Origin of the sequence: Brevundimonas sp. LPMIX5 (assembly GCF_003576505.1) — a bacterium.
In the GTDB taxonomy this organism is placed as follows: Bacteria; Pseudomonadota; Alphaproteobacteria; order Caulobacterales; family Caulobacteraceae; genus Brevundimonas; species Brevundimonas naejangsanensis.
In genome coordinates, this window is record NZ_QWTZ01000002.1 from 608714 (window position 1) to 627704 (window position 18991).

The window sequence follows — 18991 nt, forward strand, 5'->3', positions numbered from 1 at the left end:
TCTCTGCGAAGCCTACCAGACCCTGCCCCGAATCGCCGCAAAATGCCCTGATGGACGATCTGTTTTCCAAGCTCGACGACGCCGAACCGACCAAGCCCGCCGCTCCCACTGCGGCGCCCGCTCCTGCGGCGAAGCCCCCGGCGGCCCCTCTAGCGGCCATGCAGGCGGCGCCTGCGCCGGTGCATGAGTCCAAGGTCGAGCTGACGTCCCACGCCAGCACGGCGACGGCGGCCGCCACCGGCTATTCCGCCTCCTCGATCGAGGTGCTGGAGGGCCTGGAGCCCGTCCGCAAACGCCCCGGCATGTATATCGGCGGCACCGACGAGCGCGCCCTGCACCACCTGTTCGCCGAAGTGCTCGACAACGCGATGGACGAAGCCGTCGCCAAGCACGCCAAACTGATCACCGTCGATCTGGACGCCGACGGCTATCTGTCGGTGCGCGATGACGGGCGCGGCATCCCGGTCGATCCGCACCCGCGCCATCCGGGCAAGTCGGCGCTGGAAGTCGTCATGACGGTGCTGCACTCGGGCGGCAAATTCTCGGGCAAGGCCTATGAGACCTCGGGCGGCCTGCACGGCGTCGGCGTCTCGGTCGTCAACGCCCTGTCGGAAAGCCTGGACGTCACCGTCTGGCGCGACGGCTTCGAATGGCGCCAGTCCTTCAGCCGGGGCCTGTCGCAAGGCCCGATCCAGCAGCTCGGCCCGTCGAAGAAGAAGGGCACCCTGATCCGGTTCAAGCCGGATGAGCAGATTTTCGGCGTCGGCGCGACCTTCAAGCCCGCCCGCCTGTTCCGCATGACGCGGGCCAAGGCCTATCTGTTCCGTGGCGTCGAAATCCGCTGGACCTGCGCCCCGGAGCGCATCACCGACCAGACGCCTGCTCAGGCGACCCTGCACTTCCCCGGCGGTCTGGCCGACGCCCTGGCCGAGCGCGTGGGCGAGCTGGAAACCGTAACCCCCGTTTTCGCCGGCCGCGTCGAGCGCAAGGGCGAGGCCGGCGCGCTGGAATGGGCCGTCACCTGGTCGCCCATCGGCTTCGGCGACGCCGACAGCTTCGTCGCCTCCTACTGCAACACCGTCTCGACGCCCGACGGCGGCACGCACGAGGCCGGCTTCCGCGCCGCCCTGGTCAAGGGGCTGAAGGCCTATGGCGAGCTGATCAACGAAAAGCGCGCCGCCCAGATCACGGCCGAGGACGTCATCGCCAACGCCGGCGCCCTGATCTCCATCTTCATCCGCAACCCCGAGTTCCAGGGCCAGACCAAGGACCGCCTGTCCTCGCCCGAGGGCGCGCGTCTGGCCGAACAACTGCTGCGCGACCCCTTCGACCACTGGCTGACCGAAAGCCCGAAACAGGCCAACGCCCTGCTCGGCTTCGTCGTCGACCGCGCCGAGGATCGCCTGCGCCGCCGCAAGGACAAGGAAGTCCAGCGCGCCGCCGCCACGCGGAAGCTGCGCCTGCCGGGCAAGCTGTCGGACTGCAGCCGTCAAGCCGCCGAGGGCACCGAACTGTTCATCGTCGAGGGCGACTCGGCTGGCGGCTCGGCCAAACAGGCGCGCGACCGCACGACCCAGGCCATCCTGCCCCTGCGCGGCAAGATTCTGAACGTCGCGTCGGCCACGGCGGACAAGCTGCGCGCCAATGTCGAACTGACCGACCTGATGCTGGCCCTCGGCGTTCAGGCGGGCAGCCGCTTCAGCGTCGACGACCTTCGCTATGAGCGCGTGGTCATCATGACCGACGCCGACGTCGACGGCGCCCACATCGCGGCCCTGCTGATCACCTTCTTCTACCGCTCCATGCCGGACCTGATCCGTCAGGGGCGGCTGTACATGGCCCTGCCCCCGCTCTACCGGATTTCGGCCGGGGCGCTGTCGGAATACGCCCGCGACGACGACCACCGCGACGAGCTTCTGGCCACCGTATTCAAGGGCAAGAAGACCGAGATCGGCCGGTTCAAGGGTCTGGGCGAGATGATGGCCTCTCAGTTGAAAGAGACCACCATGGATCCGAAGAAGCGGACCCTGGCCCGCGTCTCCCTGCCCGACAGCGAAGAAGAGATCGAGGATCTGGTCGAGCGCCTGATGGGCCGCAAGGCCGAGGCCCGCTATCACTTCATCCAGGAGAACGCCCGCTTCGCCGTCGCCGACCTGGACGTCTGACCCCGCCCTTCCCGCGACAACTGCGCACGCTTGACCTTCCCCTTGTGGGAAGGCTCACAAACCGCGTCTGATTTCACGGGAAAGACGACGCATGGCCATCATCGGAACCGACCGGCGCAGCCTTCTGCGCGGCGCGGCTGGGGGTCTGGGCCTGCTGGCGGCGCAGGGGCTGGTTCCGGTCTGGGCGCGCAGCGGCACGGCGGGACTGCGCGCCGACCTGCCGACCCTGCATGGCCCCGACGTGGCCTTGAGCGTCGGCCATTCGTCCTTCACCGTCGGCGGGCGCACGGGCCATGCCGTGACCGTCAACGGCACGCTTCCCGCCCCGCTGATCCGCCTGCGCGAAGGACAGAACGTCCGCCTCTCGGTGACTAATCATCTGGACGAGGACACCTCGATCCACTGGCACGGCCTGCTGCTGCCGTTCCAGATGGACGGCGTGCCGGGCATCAGCTTCCCCGGCATCAAGCCGCACGAAACCTTCGTCTATGAGTTCCCGGTCAGGCAGTCGGGCACCTACTGGTATCACAGCCATTCCGGCCTGCAGGAAGCCATCGGCCATTTCGGCCCCATGATCATTGATCCGGCAGGCGCCGACCCGGTCGCCTATGACCGCGAGCACGTCCTGGTCCTGTCGGACTGGAGCTTCCTGCATCCGCACGACATCCTCGACAAGCTGAAGAAGAGCCCCGGCTACTTCAACCAGCAGAAGACCACCCTGGCCGGCCTGCTGGATGGATCGGATCGCATGAGCCTGTCCGAGCGCCGCATGTGGGGCCAGATGCGGATGGATCCGCGCGATATTCTGGACGTCAACGGCACGACCTACACCTATCTGGTCAACGGCCACGGCCCGGACGAGAACTGGACCGGCCTGTTCCGGCCGGGCGAGCAGGTGCGGCTGCGCATCATCAACGCCTCGGCCATGTCGATCTTCAACGTCCGCATCCCCGGCCTGCCGATGACCGTGGTCAACGCCGACGGCGAGAACGTCCAGCCGATCGAGGTGGACGAGTTCCAGATCTCGGTCGCCGAGACCTATGATGTCATCGTCCACCCTCGCGAGGACCGCGCCTACACCATCGTCTCCGAAGCCATCGACCGCTCGGGCATGGGCCGCGCCACCCTGGCGCCCCGCCTGGGCATGACCGCCGAGGTCCCGCCGCTGCGCCAGGTTCCGAACCTGACCATGAAGGACATGGGCATGGGTGGGAGCATGGGCGGCATGGATCACGGCGGAATGGATCACGCCGCTCACGGAGCCGCAGAGATGGACCACGCGGCCATGGGCCATGGAGCAGCGGCGGGCGCTACAGCATCTGCCGCGCCGATGGACCACGGCAGCATGAGCCACAGCATGCGCGATCCGAACAACGCCCCGGCAGACATGGCGGTCGGCGTCGGCGTGGATATGATCTCGCCCGCCCCGTCCAACCGTCTGGCCGACCGGCCGCAGGGGTTGGAAGACGTCGACCACCGCGTGCTCGTCTACGCCGACCTGCGCGCCCTGACGCCCAACAGGGACGCTCGCGCGCCCTCGCGCACGATGGAAATCCACCTGACCGGCAATATGGAGCGGTTCATGTGGGGCTTCGACGGTCGCAAATTCTCGGAGGTGGTCGAACCGATCCGCTTCGAGCTGAACGAGCGGGTGCGGGTGACGCTGGTCAACGACACCATGATGGCCCACCCCATCCACCTGCACGGCCACTTCTTCGAACTGGTCAACGGCCACGACGGCCACCAGCCGCTGAAGCACACGGTCAACGTCGCCCCCGGCGGCAAGGTCACTTTCGACCTGACGGCCGACGCGCCCGGTGACTGGGCCTTCCACTGCCACCTGCTGATGCACATGCACGCGGGCATGTTCAACGTCGTCACCGTGCGCCCGCTGGATGGAGCCGCCTCGTGAAGCCGCTAACGCTCTCTCTGGCCCTCGCGCCCCTGATGCTGGCCGCAGGCGGCCCCGCCCTGGCCCAGAACCACGACGGCCATGCCGGTCACGCTGGTCATTCAGGCCAAGTCTCGGCGGCGTCCGCCCCGGCCGCCGCCCCAGCAGGCCACGACATGGCTCCGGCTCAAAAACCGCAAGCCGATCCGCACGCCGGTCACGACATGAGCGGTCACGCTGGACACGGCGCCGCTCCGGCTGATCCCCATGCGGGTCATGACATGGCGCCTGCTCAAAATGCGCAGGCCGACCCGCACGCCGGTCACGACATGAGCAGTCACGTCGGGCATGACGCTGTCCAACCCCCCGATCCTCATGCCGGCCATGACATGAGCGCCATGCGCGGCGGACCGAACATTCCGACCAGCGTGGACGCCGTCGGCGGCCGCCTCGTCGAGACGCCGCCTCCGACCGCCGCTCGCACGGCCCCGGCCCATGCCGCCGATCTGCTGTACGACCCCGCCGTCATGGCGGCGGCGCGCAAGCAGCTTCTGGCCGAGAACGGCGACATCCGCTCGACGGCCGTCTTCATCGACGCCCTCGAGGCCGGGTTCGGCGACAGCGCCGACAGCTACAGTTGGAGCGCCCAGGGCTGGACCGGCGGCGACATCAACCGCTTCTGGTGGAAGACCGAAGGCGAAGGCGAGATCGACGGCAAGCTGCACGAGGTCGAGTTCCAGGCTCTCTACAGCCGCGCCATCGCCCCCTTCTGGGACGTGCAGGCGGGCGTGCGTCAGGACTTCCGCCCGGATAGCGAGGATACGACCCACCTGACCGTCGGCCTTATCGGCGTGGCTCCCTACTGGTTCGAAATAGGCGCCGCCGCCTTCCTGTCGACCGAAGGGGACCTGACCGCGCGGATCGAGGCCGAATACGACCAGCGCCTCACCCAGAAATGGATCCTGCAGCCTGCGCTGGAACTGGCGCTGTCGGCCAGCGACATCCCGGAACTGGAAATCGGCTCGGGCGTCACTTCAGTTACGGCGGGCCTGCGCCTGCGCTACGAGATCCGCAAGGAGTTCGCTCCCTACGTCGGCCTCGAATGGAGCCGTTCGCTGGGAGACACCGCCGACTACGCCAAAGCCAGAGGCGGTGATCCCGAGGACACGCGTTTCGTGGTCGGCGTCAAAGCCTGGTTCTGAGCCGTCCCAGCAGTCGGGTCAGCTCATCTGAAAGCTGAGCCGCAGGGCGCCGTTGATGCCCCTGACGCCCATCCGCATGCAGATCGAGCGCAGGTGCGCCCGCACGGTATGGATCGACATGTCCAGCTTGCGGCCGATGTCCTTGGGCGTGGCGCCCGCGGTCAAGTGCAGCAGCACCGCCGTCTCGGCGCGGGTCAGGCCGAAGACCGCCCCCAGAGCCGTGATCTTGGCCAGATCCAGCGGCTTGACCGGCTGCGCCGTGGCGAACACCCGACACGGCGCCTCGGGCGTCGTCATAAGATCCAGGATGCACCATTCGTCGTCGCCGGTACGAAACAGGATGCGTCCGCTCGTCCGATTTCCATGGGCCAGATCCCGCAATAGCGCGTCCAGTTCCGCCCGGCTGCGATGCGCCGCACAGATGAACAGGCCGCGCGACCCCACCATGCCGCAATCGGCCAGCGCTCGCGCCTTGGCGTTCGTGCGCAGAACCCGGCCTTCCGTGTCGAGAATAAAACGGGCTGTATCGTCAGCCTCAAACCAGGCGTCGGCTTCCGGAAGATCACGAGGCGCTGAAGGAGAGTAGAACGTCCGCATATCGGCAAAAGTCGTCGCGGGTCGGCTTATCAACAACCCGTCCACAGGGCTCGCCGTGTCCGATCCAAGCGTTGTCGTGGTCTGCTCTCCCATCATCGCCCTAACCTCCCGCACGCCCGGCCCTACTGACCCATCAGCTCCGCGAAGCTGAACAGCGCATCCTCAGCAATCTCATTCTTGGACGCATAACAGCGAGTTTCAAGCTTCAAAATGAGAAACCGAGATTTTAATAAGCTCTGCCTTAAAGATTCTACCTAGAGAACATCATCAACTTAGCTCAAGTCAAAATTTACGATGACTTTGATGCCACAACGAACACAGAACCTGATACCAAGAACACAACCTTTCTGGCACGAAATTTATTACGACCATTTAAAGTCCCAAAATGGGTCAGTCTACTTCGGGGAGATGTCTATGGTCAGAACATCCGCATAGCGGCCCTCCATAGCCCCGGCGACCGGACCCAGAACAAAGGTCATCGGAATGGAAATACCGGCCAGGGTCCGCGGCGGATCAATCTGTTTTGTCCACAGGGCCGACAGATCAACATCATCGCCATCCAGTTCGACCGTATAGGGCAAGGTCGGGGCGTTGGGCGCCTCTTCCACCCGATGCATGACGCCGCCATGCTGGGAGGCGATCGACACCGTCGCCAGGGTGTTGGCCCGGACCTGAAGGAATATCCGCCGCGTGACCCCGGCGATCGCCTCGCCGAAATCCACGACCTCGACGCTGGAGCCCGTGCCGAAAGCGCCCGCCGCCCCGGCCAGATTCAGTTGCGCTCTCGGCGTCGCCTGAAGGATCAGCCGCACCGGGATCGGCGCTCCGATCGGTTCTCCGTCCGCCGTCTTCATCACCAGACGCAGGTTCACACCGTATTCGCCGGCGTCCGCGACCGCTCCCTGCACCACAGCAGCGTCGAACTGCGCCTGCCCCTTGGCGCCTGCGGGAAGCTGATACTGAAACACGGCTGTCTGCACGTCGGCCATCTGCACGCCCGACGCCTCACGCGGTCGGAACTGCACGCCCACATTGCCCAGGACCACGCTGGTGACTTCAAGGCCGATGTCGTCGGTGAACGACATCCGCACATCGCAGGCGGCCTCGCCCCGGTTCTCCAGGCCGACGTCCAGCGCGCCGGCTGACGGTCCGATGGCGAAGGGATTGTACTCGATCCGCACCGTCTGCGGTCCGTCCCGCACCGCCAGATCGCACGCCTGAGCCGATACGCTCGACGCCAGGGCTGCGGCCGCCAACAGGCCCGCTGTCCCGATCATCAGCCGCAGCCGCGCCTTATGACACAGGGCCGGGGGTTTTAATTTCTCCCACATCGCTTACTCCTTCCGCGTTGTCCGGGATGACGAATTCCCCCACTGTCCGGCCCTTGATCACCAGTCGATAGCGTCCGGGGGCCAGGCCGTCGGCGATGAACCGCCCATTGCGATTGGTGAAGAAGGGTTTGCCCTGCGCTTCGTCCTGAGCCTCGGCCGCCACGATCAGCCCCCCCATCAAGGCGACCGGTCCCTCAGGCGACATCAGATAGCCGCGCGCCGTGTGCGAAGCGTCGCTGCCGACGACGAAACGATAGCCGTTGCCGAAACCAGGGAATGCCGAGATCACGCCGGAGCCCAGGTCATAGCCTTCCGGCAGGGGGTCGACCTCCAGCTCATAGCGCCGCACGCCATAGCCGCGATCGACGCCCGCCAGCGCCGGGCCGAACCAGCCGCTGTTGGCGACCGGATAGCCGCTGGAGTCCGTCAGGCTGACGCGCGCGCCTTTCAACGTCGGGTGGCCGGTGGCGATGACGAAACCTTCGCGCGCCGAGCGTCCGATGCCGAAGGCGCCGTCCGCATAGCCGATCATGGTCGAGACCCGCCACAACGACTCCTGCCGCGTCTGTCCGTCGGTCAGGTTGGAGACGAGCCGATTGGAGACGATCTCCGCATCGAAGCGGTTGTTGATGTAGCGCAGGTCGCCCGCGATGGTCTGCTGCGTCCCGTCCTCAGAGAAGCGCAGATCGCCGCTCAGATCGTTCAACCGACCTGTAGCGGCCCGCGAAATGCCCACCTCGCGCAGGTCGTTCTGGGTGTCGTACCGGGCCACGCCGCTCCACCGCCCCCCGAAACGAGTGGTCAGGTTGATGCCGAACCGCGTGTCGTCGCGGCCGTCCAGGGCGGTCGTGCGTTGCACCGTCATATTGACGCCGAAACGACGGAAGGTGCGGCCGAAGTTCAGGTTCAGATCGGTTCGATCCCGCTCGCCCCGCCCCTTCACATAGGCCGCACCGAACCCCAGCGTATAGGCGCGGAACCGCAACAACGCCTGACCGGCCGCACGCCACTGCTCACGGTTAAAGGCTGTGTTCTCAAAGACATTCTGAAAATAACGGCTGGTCGCCTGTACCGACGCCACAAGGCGAAGATCCACCTCTCGGCCGAACGTCGTCTCGCGCAGGTAGTCGATCGAGGCGATATAGCCCTGCTCGTCGGTGTCGCCGTTATGACTGACGGCGGCGCTCGCCTGGACCAGTCCGAGGCGGCTGCCCCACACGGCCAGACCGCCGGCCTGGCCGCGCCCCTGAGCCAATTGAGCGTTGGCCCCGAGAGTCAGCACGTCGCTGATCCCCTTGCGGACAAAGCCCGACGCGGCCAGCGACGAGCCGTATTCCAGCGATCCGCCCTCCTCCAGCACGCCCGCCGACACGCCGAAGTCCACTACGCCGGGGTCCAGCAGTCCCGCGCCGCCGAACAGATCGAACACGGCGATCTCTCTTTGACCCGTATTGTCCTCGATCAGCAGCCGAACGGTGTTGGCGCCCTGGCCGAACGGAAAGTCGCCCAGCGAATAAGGCCCGGCGTCCAGCCGCAGCCGCTCGATGATCACACCGTTGACCTCGACCACCACCAGGGCGGGGCGATCCAGCACGAACTGCCGCCGCCCGGCCGGACGCACGTTCTGAAAGGGCCGAATGGTCGAATAGGCGCGCGCCGCCGACAGGCCCAGAAACCGTCGCGATCCCTGAAAGCTCTCGACTGGCGGAGCGAACTCGCCCGCGGTCAACCGCACCGCCGACTGGAACAGGTCCTTGGTCAGTCGGATTTCACGGCGGCGCCAACGCTCATCGGATGATGCGCCGTCATAGTCGACGCCCGCCGTCAGCGTCACGCCGTCGAAGCCGCCGAAATTGGCGAACATGTCGATCCCGCCCGAGAGCGGCGCGAACCGGCTTTCAGTGTGGGAATACTGCTGCGCCATCGTGATATTGGCGCCGGCCGCGAAGTTGGAGGGCTGGTCAAAGGCCGCCGGATCGACCAACTCATTGCGATTGAAGCTGACATCGCGACGCGCCCGCGCCCCGGCCGAGAGTTCGGCCACAAAGGTCAGCGCCAGAGGATCAAAACTCAGGGAAAAGCCTTCGTCTCGCAGGTCCGCCATGTTGACGCGTTTCTGCGACGCGATGATCGTCTTCAGCCGATCGCGCTGGGCGGGCGCCAGACTGGGGCCCAGAAGGTCCATCAGCGCCTGCGCGTCGACCACACCCTCGCCCTGTAGATCCACCTCCCCCGCCAGATCGCCCAGATAGCGGCCATCAAGGGTCAGCGGCCCCTGGATGGGACTCAGCACCGGGTTGGGCCGGGCGGACGGCGTCTGATCCTGAGGTCCGCCGGCCACCGCGTCGAGCGCGGGGGGAACACTCGACGCGGCGCCGGCGGCGAGCAGGACGTCAGGGGCGCCTCGCTCGACCGGGACTACGGCGGCGGCGCCGTAGGTGACTTCGGAATAGTTGGGCGCCGTGCGAATAACCTCATCTCCCGCGAACGGCGTTTCAGCATTGCTCGCCGACGCGACGCTGCCGCCCAGGCAGGCCGCAGCGCCGAGGCGCCGCCAGATCCGATTGGAGCCGGGCATCTCACAGCAGCACGATCGAGGCGGTCACATCGCCGCTGGCGCCTGCCGCCAACGCCGCAGGGATACGCATATTACGCGTGGCGCCGCCCGCCATCACGCTGACCTCGCCGACATCAACCTCGGCGGCAGGAATCTCATGCGCCTTGCCGTCCGCCGTCTTGAGCGTGAAACGCGCCTCGCGCAGGTGAGCGAACCCGTCGCCCGTATTGCGCGCCGTCAGCAGGATGTCGCCATTCGCCGCGCGGGAAGCGGAGGTCACCTCGACCGCCGCCCTGGCGCTGGCCGGCGCCACAAAAACATAGGTATTGATCGTGAAGGCCAGTTTGACGTCAGCGCCCGCTTCGTCCTCGCCGGTGACCGCCTGCATGTCGATCGGCAATTGCGCCGCCCGCACAAGGTACATCCGGCCCTGCGGCGCGCTGTCGCCCAGATAGCGCACCTGCACCACCTGCTCGCGATTGGGCGGAATGACGGACTGGACCGGAAAGACCCCGATGTCGTCGTCTTCTGGAACTAGGCTGCGGGCGCCGTTTTCATCGACCTGCATCCGATAGACTTCGATCTCCACGGTGGCCGGCGCCGTGGCCGTATTGCGCACGGTCAGTCGGTAGCTGGATCCGCTTCCTGAAGGCGTGATCTTGGCCACCATCGGCGAGACATCCATGGCGCGCGTACCGGACGCCGGCGTCATGGCCATCATCAGGCAGAGCACTGAAGCTGCGACGACTTGAAATCTCATGACTGCATCTCCCCTGCAGTAATGTGAAAAGAAAACGGGGAGCCTTGCGAGCTCCCCGTTCTGGCTCGATCAAGCCGGGTTCAGCGAGAAGGTGAAGACCTCCGTATAGGTGCCGGCCGGAGCCGACGCCGCGCCCGGACCGGACGGCGCAGCCGCGCAGCCCGACGAACCGGGGGTCGTATCGCCCTGAGTGCCGCCGACGCCGGAGCCGCCCGGAACGTTGTAGCAAAGGTTCAGGAACAGATCGGCGAAGATGCCGTCGGCCAGAGCCTGGCTATAGCCGCCCGAGTCGGTGACCACCGCCGGGCTGCCCGGCCAGGTGTCCTGAGCCGGGAAGCCCAGGCTCGGCACTTGCTGGACGACCAGGTCCCAGTCGTAGTTGATCAACACGCCATCGGCCGACTTGAAGTCGCCGTTCTGGGCGCTGGACGTCAGCTTGGCGCCGGTCGGGGCGTTACACGACATCCGCAGGGTCGTGACTTTCTGGCGCGCGCCATTGGCCACGGCGACATTGCCGCCAGCCACGTTGGCCAGGCCGATGCCGCAGAAGTTGGTCACGCTGGTGCTGACCGTCACATTGGTCTGAGCACTGGAAACACCAGGCAGAGCCAGCAGGGCTGCTGCGGCGGTGGCGGCCGCAGTCATCATCAAAGTACGCATCTTCGCCTCCGGGAATGGGTTGTTTAACGAGACCCCAGACTGTCGATTCCGATGTCTGGACTTGCGGCTGATCGCCACAATCTCGCCATTTACAACCTGCCCCGAAGACCAACATCCCCAAGGTTGCTACTCATCTTGGACTAGTCAATTTTAACTAATCATTCACCACTACGACTGCGCCGCGCTGCTGCGCGGAGGACCGAGCAGCAGCCACAGGGCGCCGAAGATCACCGCCAGCGCAGCGAGCCCCACCGCCTGCGGAGCGACCTCCCCCAGACTGGCGCCCATCGCGTTCATCGGCACGAAGGCCTGGACGGCGGCGGTCGACGGCGACAGATGGGCCAACCAGACCAGCAGCTTGGGCATCATGAAATGCGGCCAGGCCGCACCCGTCAGAAAGAACAGAGGCGCCGAGGTTCCGACCAGCACCTGCAGCACCCGCTCGTGACGATCGAACAAGCCGCCCAACAGCAGCCCCAGCGCCGAGACCGCGGCCGCAAACACCGGCGACAGCAGGACAACCCCGCCCAGATCGCCGCCGCGCGGATAGTCCTGCACCCAGAAGACGAAGCCGAAATAGAACAGGCAGGACGCCGTGCCGATCGCCGTGAGCGCCAGCCACAGGCCCAGTCTTGCGCTGCGTCGCATGGGGGCCGCGCCGGTCTCGCGGCGCAGGGCGGAGATGACGCCGGCGCCCAGCAGCAGGGTCTGCTGCAGGATGATCAGGCTGACGGCCGGCACCGCGTAATCGCCATACCCTTCCGTCGGATTGAACAGGGACTCCTGCTTCAGCGTCGGCGCCAGCTTCGCCGCGCGGGCGGCCTGAGGCAGGCCCTCCAGCCGCGTCTCGGCGACGTGGGCGGCAGCAGCCGCGACCGCCTTGCCGACAGAGGTGACCCGGACCAGATAGCCGCCGTTCAGCCAGACGGCGACGCCGCTGGGGGCGCCGCGCGCCAGATCGCTCTCAAACCGGTCAGGCAGGATGACGACGCCGTCCACCACCCCTCGCCGCATCAGGTCGGACGCCTCGGCGGTCGAAGGGATCACGGCGGCGACCTCGACCGCGTGGGAGGCGTTGAGGTCTTCGACCAGGGCGCGGGTCAGGGCGCTCTGCGTCGGCGTCACCACGGCGACCGGCAGGCCCGTCGCCGCCTGCCCGGCATAGGCCGCTGGATAATAGAAGGCGTACAGGACCACAGCCAGGATCAGCAGGCTGCTGACCGGCCGGGCGCGCGGCAGGTTGCGGAATGTGGCGATGAAAGTAGCGCCCACGCCCTGTTCCGGCAGGGGAAAGGCCAGCGCTTCCGCCTTGGGCGCGCGGCGGGCGCGCAGGCCGATCAGCACGGCGGCCAGGATCAGGGCGATCACGGTAACGACGCTCAGGATCGTCAGATCGCGCCAGGCCCCGCCGGGCGCTGCGCCGGTCACCATCTGGCCGGTCTGCAGCCGAAGATAGTGGGTGTAGGGCAGGATATCGCTCCAGATTCGGGCGAACCGCGGCCCGTGATCCAGCGGCAGGGTTCCGTTCGAGAAGGCGATGGCGGCGCCCGAATAGATGGCGGTGCCCGAGAAGGCCATGTCGACATCCCCCAGCAGGGCGACCAGCAGGGCCGACAGGGCGACGCTGACCGCCATCAGGGCGACCACGCCCAGCATCAGCAGGGGCAAAGACCCCGCCACGCCCCATCCCCTGATCCCGCACAGCCAGCCGATCCAGGCCAGCCCCCACAGGGTAAAGATGACGAAATGCGGGATCAGCGTCCCCATCAGGGCCGCCGTCGTCCGCCCGCCAGCCCGGGCCCTGAAAGTCTGGACGGAACCGCCCTGCATCAGCCGTCCGACCGCCAGCACCGCCGAACAGGCCGCCAGCAAATGCAGTACGCCGGGCGCCAGCAGGCCGCCGAGGAAGAGTTCGAAACTCAGTTGCGGGTTGCCGATGATCGACACCTGAACTGCGGGCGGCTCCAGCGCCGTGGCGGGCAGCCCCATCTGGCGCGCCCTCTCCTCCAGCCGGGGCGCGGCGGCCGAGGCGATAGCTGACGACTGGCCCAGAGCCGACAGGGCGCCGACGGTCTGGAAAGCGCCGTTGAACGACACCGTCACCTGCTCCGGTCGACGGAAGGCGCCCTCGCTGAAGCCCGAAGGAAAGTGAGCGATGCTGTAGACCTCGCCGCGCCGCATCAGGGCTACGGCCTCATCCACCGTCGCCGGGGCGTGTGCCACCCGGACGCCGGGGCTGGCCTCCATGTTGCGGATCGCCGCACGGCTGAAGGCCGAGTTGTCCTGATCCACCACGGCGACCGGGGCCTGACGGATCACGCCGGGCGCCAGCATGGCCGCGATCACCGCCAACAGGATCAGCGGCAGGCCGAAGGCGACGAAGGCGTCCCACGGTCGGGTCGCCAGCCGCCGCGCCTCGTCCTGAACGGCCGCAACAAAGACGGCCGCCCCCCCCTTCATCGCGCCGACCAGTCGAACAGGACGCTCATGCCCGGCCGCAGGCCCTCGATTGGCCGTGCGGGCTTGGCCTTCACCTGGAAGCTGCGGACGTCATAGCCGCTGGATTGCCGGGTCGAGCGCCAGGTGGCGAACTCGCCCTGCGGGCTGATGGCGGTGACGCGGAAGACCGCGCCCTTTACGCCCAGCGCAGGCACATCCCCGCGCACGGTCGCGCCGATCTTCAGGTCGCGGAACTGGTCCTCGCGCACGCTGAAGGCGACCCACGGATCAGACGTATCGACGATGGTGAACACCGGCACGCCCGTCAGCACCAGCTCACCGACATTGGCGAAGCGTTCCGACACCTCGCCGCCATGCGGAGCGGTCAGACGGGTCTCGCCCTGCAGGCTTTCGACCTCGGCGACGGCGGCGCGGGCGCCGCTGACGTTGGCGTCGGCGACCGACTTCTCCTGCGGACGGGTTCCGGCCTGCGCCTTCAGATACTGCTGGCGCGCGGCCTCGGACTGCGACGCCGTTGCGGCGCGAGCAGCCACCGCCTCGTCGCGGCGCTGGGCGGAAATGACGCCCTCGGCGAACAGGTTTTCGGCCCGGCGCGCAGTCTGATCGGCCAGACGGGCCGTCGCCTGTGACGCGCGCCATATGGACTCGACCGTCTGTACGTCTTCGACGCGGGCCCCTTCGCGGCTCATGGACTGGATGGCCTGCGTCGACTGCAGAAGGGCGCGCGCCTGGGCGTCCTTGGCCTCGACCTCGGGGCTGCTCATCAGCGCCAGCTCCTGCCCAGCCGTCACCTGATCGCCCTCGGCGGCCATGAAACGTTCGACGCGGCTGGGCACCTTGGTGGCGACAGTGAAGGTCTCGGCCTCAACCATGCCCTGCACCTGATCCGGCGCCGGACGGGCGGCCAGGAACAGCCCCACGACGATGAAGACCAGCAGCAGCGCCACCCCCGCCGCGACAATCAGCGGCAGGAGCGGACGGCGCTGTTTCGGCGGCGGCGCCTCGGCGGGTTTGGGCGGCGTATAGGCTGAGGAAGGCGTCTCGCTCATGGGGCGCTGATCCGGTCGTCGCGTTGCAGATAATCGTTCAGGGTCTGTCCGTTACCCGACGTCGCCAACAGCGCCGCCAGGCTCAGATCGTATTCATAGGCCGCAGCCGCCCGTTGCAGGCGCGCGGTTCCCAACAGGTTGCGCGCGTCGATCACGGAGGCGGCCGTCGCCTCGCCCTCGCGGAAGCCGACCTCCTGCACGCGCAGGTTCTCGCGCGCGGCCTCCAGACTGCTGTCCATGCTCAGGAACTGCCGCCGAGCCAGATCGACCTGATTATAGGCGCGCGTGACCATCAGCCGGGCGTCGTCGCGGGCCTTGCGCTCCATTTGCGACGCCGCCGAGGCCTGGGCGCGCGCGGCGCCGAGCAGCCGTCGCCGGTCCACCGAAGACATCAGGGTGTAGCGCGCGCCCAGGCCAAAAGCCCAGTCCGGCTCGGTCGGCAGGGAATCATCGGGGTTCAGGTTGTAGGTCCCGAAGGCGAACACCGACGGCTTCAACCGCGACGCCGCCAGATCGGCCCCCGCCTCGGCCAGATCACGTCCGGCCTGCGCCTGAATGACCCGCGCATTCGACTGCCCCGCGCTGTCCACAAACAGGTCGGCCGGTCCCACCGGGCCGCGGTTGACGAACAGCGGCGTGGTCGGCGTCGCCCCGTCCTCAAGGTCCGTCACGCGCGCCAGCGAGGCGACGGCGTTTTCATGCTCCAGCTCGGCGCGGTTGACCTGGCGCTGGGCGGCGTCGCGCGCCACCTCGACCTGAAGCGTCTGGGCGCGGCTGAGGAAACCCTCGCTCTCCATGCGGCGCGCGTTGTCCAGATGCAGATCAAAGCCGTCGCGCGTGTCTATGGCGATCTTCAGCGCCTCGGCCGCCAGCACCTGGCCGAAATAGGCCTGGGCCAGCCCGACGCCTTCCAGATCGACGGCTTCCCGACGCTTGGCTTCGGTCAGATCAAGATTGGCCTCCGCCGCCCGACGCAGGGCCGGAATGGCGCCGCCGGTATAGATGGGCTGAAGCGCCGTCACCGTCGGGCGAAACGTCGTATCGTCCACCTGCAGCCGTATGTCGTGCGGCAGGGCGGCGAAAATCTCCGGCAGAGCCGCCTGCAGCCTCTGCTCCACGACGCCCAAAACATCGCCCGGCACGCCGGGCAGACCTGAAATCAGACCCGGAATGGCCGCGCTGATGTCGGACTGCGCCCGGTCCAGCGGCTCGCCCAGCGACAGGTCGAACGTCTTGCGATAGCGGATCAACTGAGCGTCCAGCGACACCGTCGGTCGGTTCAGGCCGTCTGCGGCGCGCGCCTGAGCCTCCGCCGCCTCCACCGCATAACCCGCGGCCCGGTTCAGGCTGGACGTCGAACGCAGCCGCGCCTCAGCCTCTGCATAGCTCAACGGGGTGCGGGACGCTTCGGCGTTTCGGGGCGCAGATGCGGTCAGTTGCGCCTGCGGCTCCGCCTCCTGGCTGCTCGCCATCGGCCCCGCAGCCAGCGCGACGCACAGCCCGACCCCACTGATCATCATCGCTTCACCCCGTATCACGTCCGACCCCAACGATCCTGACGCGCCGCCGTTGCGTCAAGCAAGCAGGGGAGCGGCTGGCTCTCCACGTGCAGCCTCGTCTGTAATCCTGCCTCGAGGCCGGCTGCGAGACGAAACAGCCTAGCTGCTGTTGCTCTCGACCCTAGACAGTACTAACTTCAATGTCAGTACTATATTCAACCGCCTCTTAACCGAAATGGAGCCTTCATGGACGCCGATGTCATTGTCGTAGGCGCTGGTCTCGCCGGTCTGGCGGCCTGTCATGAACTGGTGACGGCGGGCCAGCGCGTCGCCCTGATCGATCAGGAGAATGCAGGCAATCTAGGCGGTCAGGCCTACTGGTCGTTCGGCGGGTTGTTCCTGGTCGACTCGCCTGAACAGCGGCGTCTGGGCGTGCGAGACAGCCTCGACCTGGCCTGGCGTGACTGGCAGGGCAGCGCCGGATGGGACCGACTTGAGGGGCCGGGCGCCGAAGATGAATGGGCTGTGCGATGGGGCCGGTCCTATGTCGAGTTCGCCGCCGGCGAGAAACGCAGCTGGCTGCGGCAGCTCGGCGTGAAACTGACTCCGATGGTCGGGTGGGCCGAGCGCGGCGGCGGGACCGCCTTCGGCCACGGCAATTCCGTGCCCCGCTTTCATGTCGCCTGGGGAACCGGCACCGGGGTGTCCGAGCCGTTCGCCGACAGGGCCAGGGATGCGGCGAAACAAAATCGACTGACGTTTCATCACCGACGTCGCGTCGATCAGCTGCTGGTCGAGGGCGGCCGCGTCGTCGGCGTCAGCGGCGCGGTCCTGGCCCCGGATGATGCGCCGCGCGGAGCGCCGACGAACCGCACCGTCATCGGCGACTTCACCCTGAAGGCGCCCGCAGTGATCCTGGCGACCGGCGGCATAGGCGGCAATCACGAACTGGTGCGGCGATACTGGCCTGAACGGCTGGGCGCGCCGCCGCGCGAAATGATCACCGGCGTCCCCGCCTATGTCGACGGCCGGATGCTGGACATCGCCGCTGAGGCCGGGGCCCGCCTCGTGAACCGAGACCGCATGTGGCACTATGTCGAAGGGGTGCGGAACTGGGCGCCGATCTGGCCCCGGCACGCCATCCGCATCCTGCCCGGTCCCTCGCCTCTGTGGTTCGACGCCCTGGGTCGGCGCCTGCCGCATCCCGCGCTGCCCGGCTATGACACGATGGCGACGCTGAAACACCTGCGCACCACGCCCGATCTGGCGGCGTACGACCATTCCTGGTTCATCGTCACCGAGACGATGCTGGCCAAGGAATTCGCTCTGTCGGGATCGGAACAGAACGCCGACATCACCAACCGCAATCTTCTCGGCGTCCTGCGTTCGCGTCTGGGCAAGGGCGCGCCGAAGGAGGTGGCCGCCTTCCGCGACAAGGGCGCCGACTTCGTCGTCGCTGATGATCTGGAGACGCTGGTGGCGAAGATGAACGGCCTCACCGAGCAACCGCTGCTCGACCCGGCCCTGATCCGCCGCCAGATCGAGGATCGCGACGCCCAGATGGACAATCCCTACTCCAAGGACGTTCAGGTTCAGGGCATTCACAACAGCCGACGCTACAAAGGCGACCGCTGGGCGCGCACCTCGGCGCCGCACAAGGTGCTGGATCCGCAGGCGGGGCCGCTGATCGGCGTCAAGCTGCACGTGCTGACGCGAAAGTCGCTGGGCGGACTTCAGACGGACCTGTCCAGCCGCGTCTTGACGCCCGACGGCGCTGTGCTGGAAGGTCTCTATGCCGCAGGCGAAGCCGCTGGTTTCGGCGGCGGCGGCCTGCATGGTTACAACGCTCTGGAAGGCACCTTCCTGGGCGGATGCATCTTCTCCGGGCGAGCGGCGGGACGGGCGCTCTCCGGGCGGAACTGACGACAACAGGGGGAATGACCTATGGGCTCGCCGTTGACCCTGATCGGGCTGCCGATCGCGCTGGGCATCATCATGTTCGGCCTGGGCCTGAGCTTGACGCCATCCGATTTCGTCCGGGTGGGCCGACAGCCGAAGGCGGCGGCTGTAGCGCTGGCCTGTCAGTTGCTTCTGCTGCCGGCGATCTGCTTCGCCCTGGTGCTTGCGTTCCGGCTGCCGCCGATCCTGGCGGTCGGCATGATGCTGCTGGCGGCCTCGCCCGGCGGGACAACGGCCAACCTCTATAGCCACCTGTTCCGCGGCGATGTGGCCCTGAACATCAGTCTGACGGCGATCAACTCCGTCATCGCCGTGGTGACCCTGCCGGTCATCGTCAACCTGGCCGTGGCCTATTTCCAGCCTGGCGACATGAAGGTCGGCCTGCAACTGACCAAGACCCTCGAGGTCTTCATGATCGTGCTGGTTCCCGTGGCTCTGGGGATGCTGGTGCGCGGCCTGAAACCCGGCTTCGCCCAGGCGATGGACAGGCCGGTCCGTATCGCCTCTATCCTGATCCTGACGCTGGTGATCCTGGGCGCAGCGGCGTCCAGCCTGGATGTGCTGCTCGCCAACTTCCAGGCCCTGGCGGGGATCGTCATCCTGTTCTGCCTGTTCAGCCTGGGCATAGGTTTCGCCGTGCCCCGCCTGCTGAAGATCGAACGCCCGCAGGCCATCGCCAGCGCCTTCGAGGTCGGGCTGCACAACGCCACCCTCGCCATCGTCATCGCCCAATCGGTGCTGCGCAGCCCGGAGATGACCCTGCCCGGCGCCGTCTATGGCGTGCTGATGTTCCCGCTGGCGGCCGCCTTCGGCCTGCTGATCACCCGCAAGCGCACGGCGGCCGTCGCAGGCTAAACGAGA

13 protein-coding genes are annotated in these 18991 nt (G+C 67.2%); 5 read left to right on the forward strand and 8 right to left on the reverse strand.

Translation table 11 applies throughout. The annotated features are described in order from the left end of the window. Positions 1–50 precede the first annotated feature (50 nt). From parE to D1604_RS04050, 3 genes are all read left to right on the forward strand, one after another. Positions 51–2165 carry a DNA topoisomerase IV subunit B gene (gene parE, locus D1604_RS04035; RefSeq protein ID WP_233551851.1) on the forward strand — a complete coding sequence of 705 codons (2115 nt, stop codon included), beginning with the start codon at positions 51–53 and terminating at the stop codon, positions 2163–2165. A gap of 91 nt (positions 2166–2256) precedes the next feature. Then, on the forward strand, positions 2257–4077 hold the full coding sequence (locus tag D1604_RS04040; protein WP_119412269.1) for a copper resistance system multicopper oxidase: 1821 nt from the start codon (positions 2257–2259) through the stop codon (positions 4075–4077). Then, positions 4074–5258: a copper resistance protein B gene (locus D1604_RS04050; protein WP_233551852.1), complete on the forward strand. Its 1185-nt coding sequence runs from the start codon at positions 4074–4076 to the stop codon at positions 5256–5258. Before D1604_RS04040 ends, D1604_RS04050 begins: the two co-directional genes overlap by 4 nt. Before the next feature lie 18 nt (positions 5259–5276). On the opposite strand, the gene D1604_RS04055 is transcribed toward D1604_RS04050, so the two are convergent. The 8 genes from D1604_RS04055 to D1604_RS04090 all read right to left on the reverse strand — a co-directional run bounded on the left by D1604_RS04055 (position 5277) and on the right by D1604_RS04090 (position 16192). Then, positions 5277–5855, reverse strand: coding sequence for a helix-turn-helix transcriptional regulator (locus tag D1604_RS04055; RefSeq protein WP_024354079.1), 579 nt, complete (start codon positions 5853–5855; stop codon positions 5277–5279). Positions 5856–6250: 395 nt separating this feature from the next. Beyond that, complete coding sequence (locus tag D1604_RS04060) at positions 6251–7132, reverse strand: hypothetical protein (RefSeq protein ID WP_119412272.1); 882 nt, start codon at positions 7130–7132, stop codon at positions 6251–6253. A 16-nt stretch (positions 7133–7148) separates the two neighbouring features. Then, complete coding sequence (locus tag D1604_RS04065; RefSeq protein WP_119412273.1) at positions 7149–9764, reverse strand: fimbria/pilus outer membrane usher protein; 2616 nt, start codon at positions 9762–9764, stop codon at positions 7149–7151. A 1-nt stretch (position 9765) separates the two neighbouring features. After that, positions 9766–10503, reverse strand: coding sequence for a fimbria/pilus periplasmic chaperone (locus D1604_RS04070; RefSeq protein WP_119412274.1), 738 nt, complete (start codon positions 10501–10503; stop codon positions 9766–9768). Between the two features lie 69 nt (positions 10504–10572). Continuing rightward, positions 10573–11163 (reverse strand): hypothetical protein, encoded by a 591-nt coding sequence (locus D1604_RS04075; protein WP_147399871.1) that lies wholly within the window; start codon positions 11161–11163, stop codon positions 10573–10575. A gap of 168 nt (positions 11164–11331) precedes the next feature. Next, complete coding sequence (locus D1604_RS04080; protein ID WP_119412276.1) at positions 11332–13623, reverse strand: ABC transporter permease; 2292 nt, start codon at positions 13621–13623, stop codon at positions 11332–11334. Continuing rightward, positions 13620–14672 (reverse strand): HlyD family secretion protein, encoded by a 1053-nt coding sequence (locus D1604_RS04085; RefSeq protein WP_233551853.1) that lies wholly within the window; start codon positions 14670–14672, stop codon positions 13620–13622. Before D1604_RS04085 ends, D1604_RS04080 begins: the two co-directional genes overlap by 4 nt. Beyond that, positions 14669–16192 (reverse strand): TolC family protein, encoded by a 1524-nt coding sequence (locus D1604_RS04090; RefSeq protein WP_119412277.1) that lies wholly within the window; start codon positions 16190–16192, stop codon positions 14669–14671. The genes D1604_RS04085 and D1604_RS04090 overlap by 4 nt, the downstream gene beginning before the upstream one ends. Before the next feature lie 225 nt (positions 16193–16417). On the opposite strand from D1604_RS04090, the gene D1604_RS04095 reads away from it, so the two are divergent. Beyond that, positions 16418–18094 (forward strand): FAD-binding dehydrogenase, encoded by a 1677-nt coding sequence (locus D1604_RS04095; RefSeq protein WP_119412278.1) that lies wholly within the window; start codon positions 16418–16420, stop codon positions 18092–18094. Positions 18095–18115: 21 nt separating this feature from the next. Next, positions 18116–18985: a bile acid:sodium symporter family protein gene (locus D1604_RS04100; protein ID WP_119412279.1), complete on the forward strand. Its 870-nt coding sequence runs from the start codon at positions 18116–18118 to the stop codon at positions 18983–18985. Positions 18986–18991 lie beyond the last annotated feature (6 nt).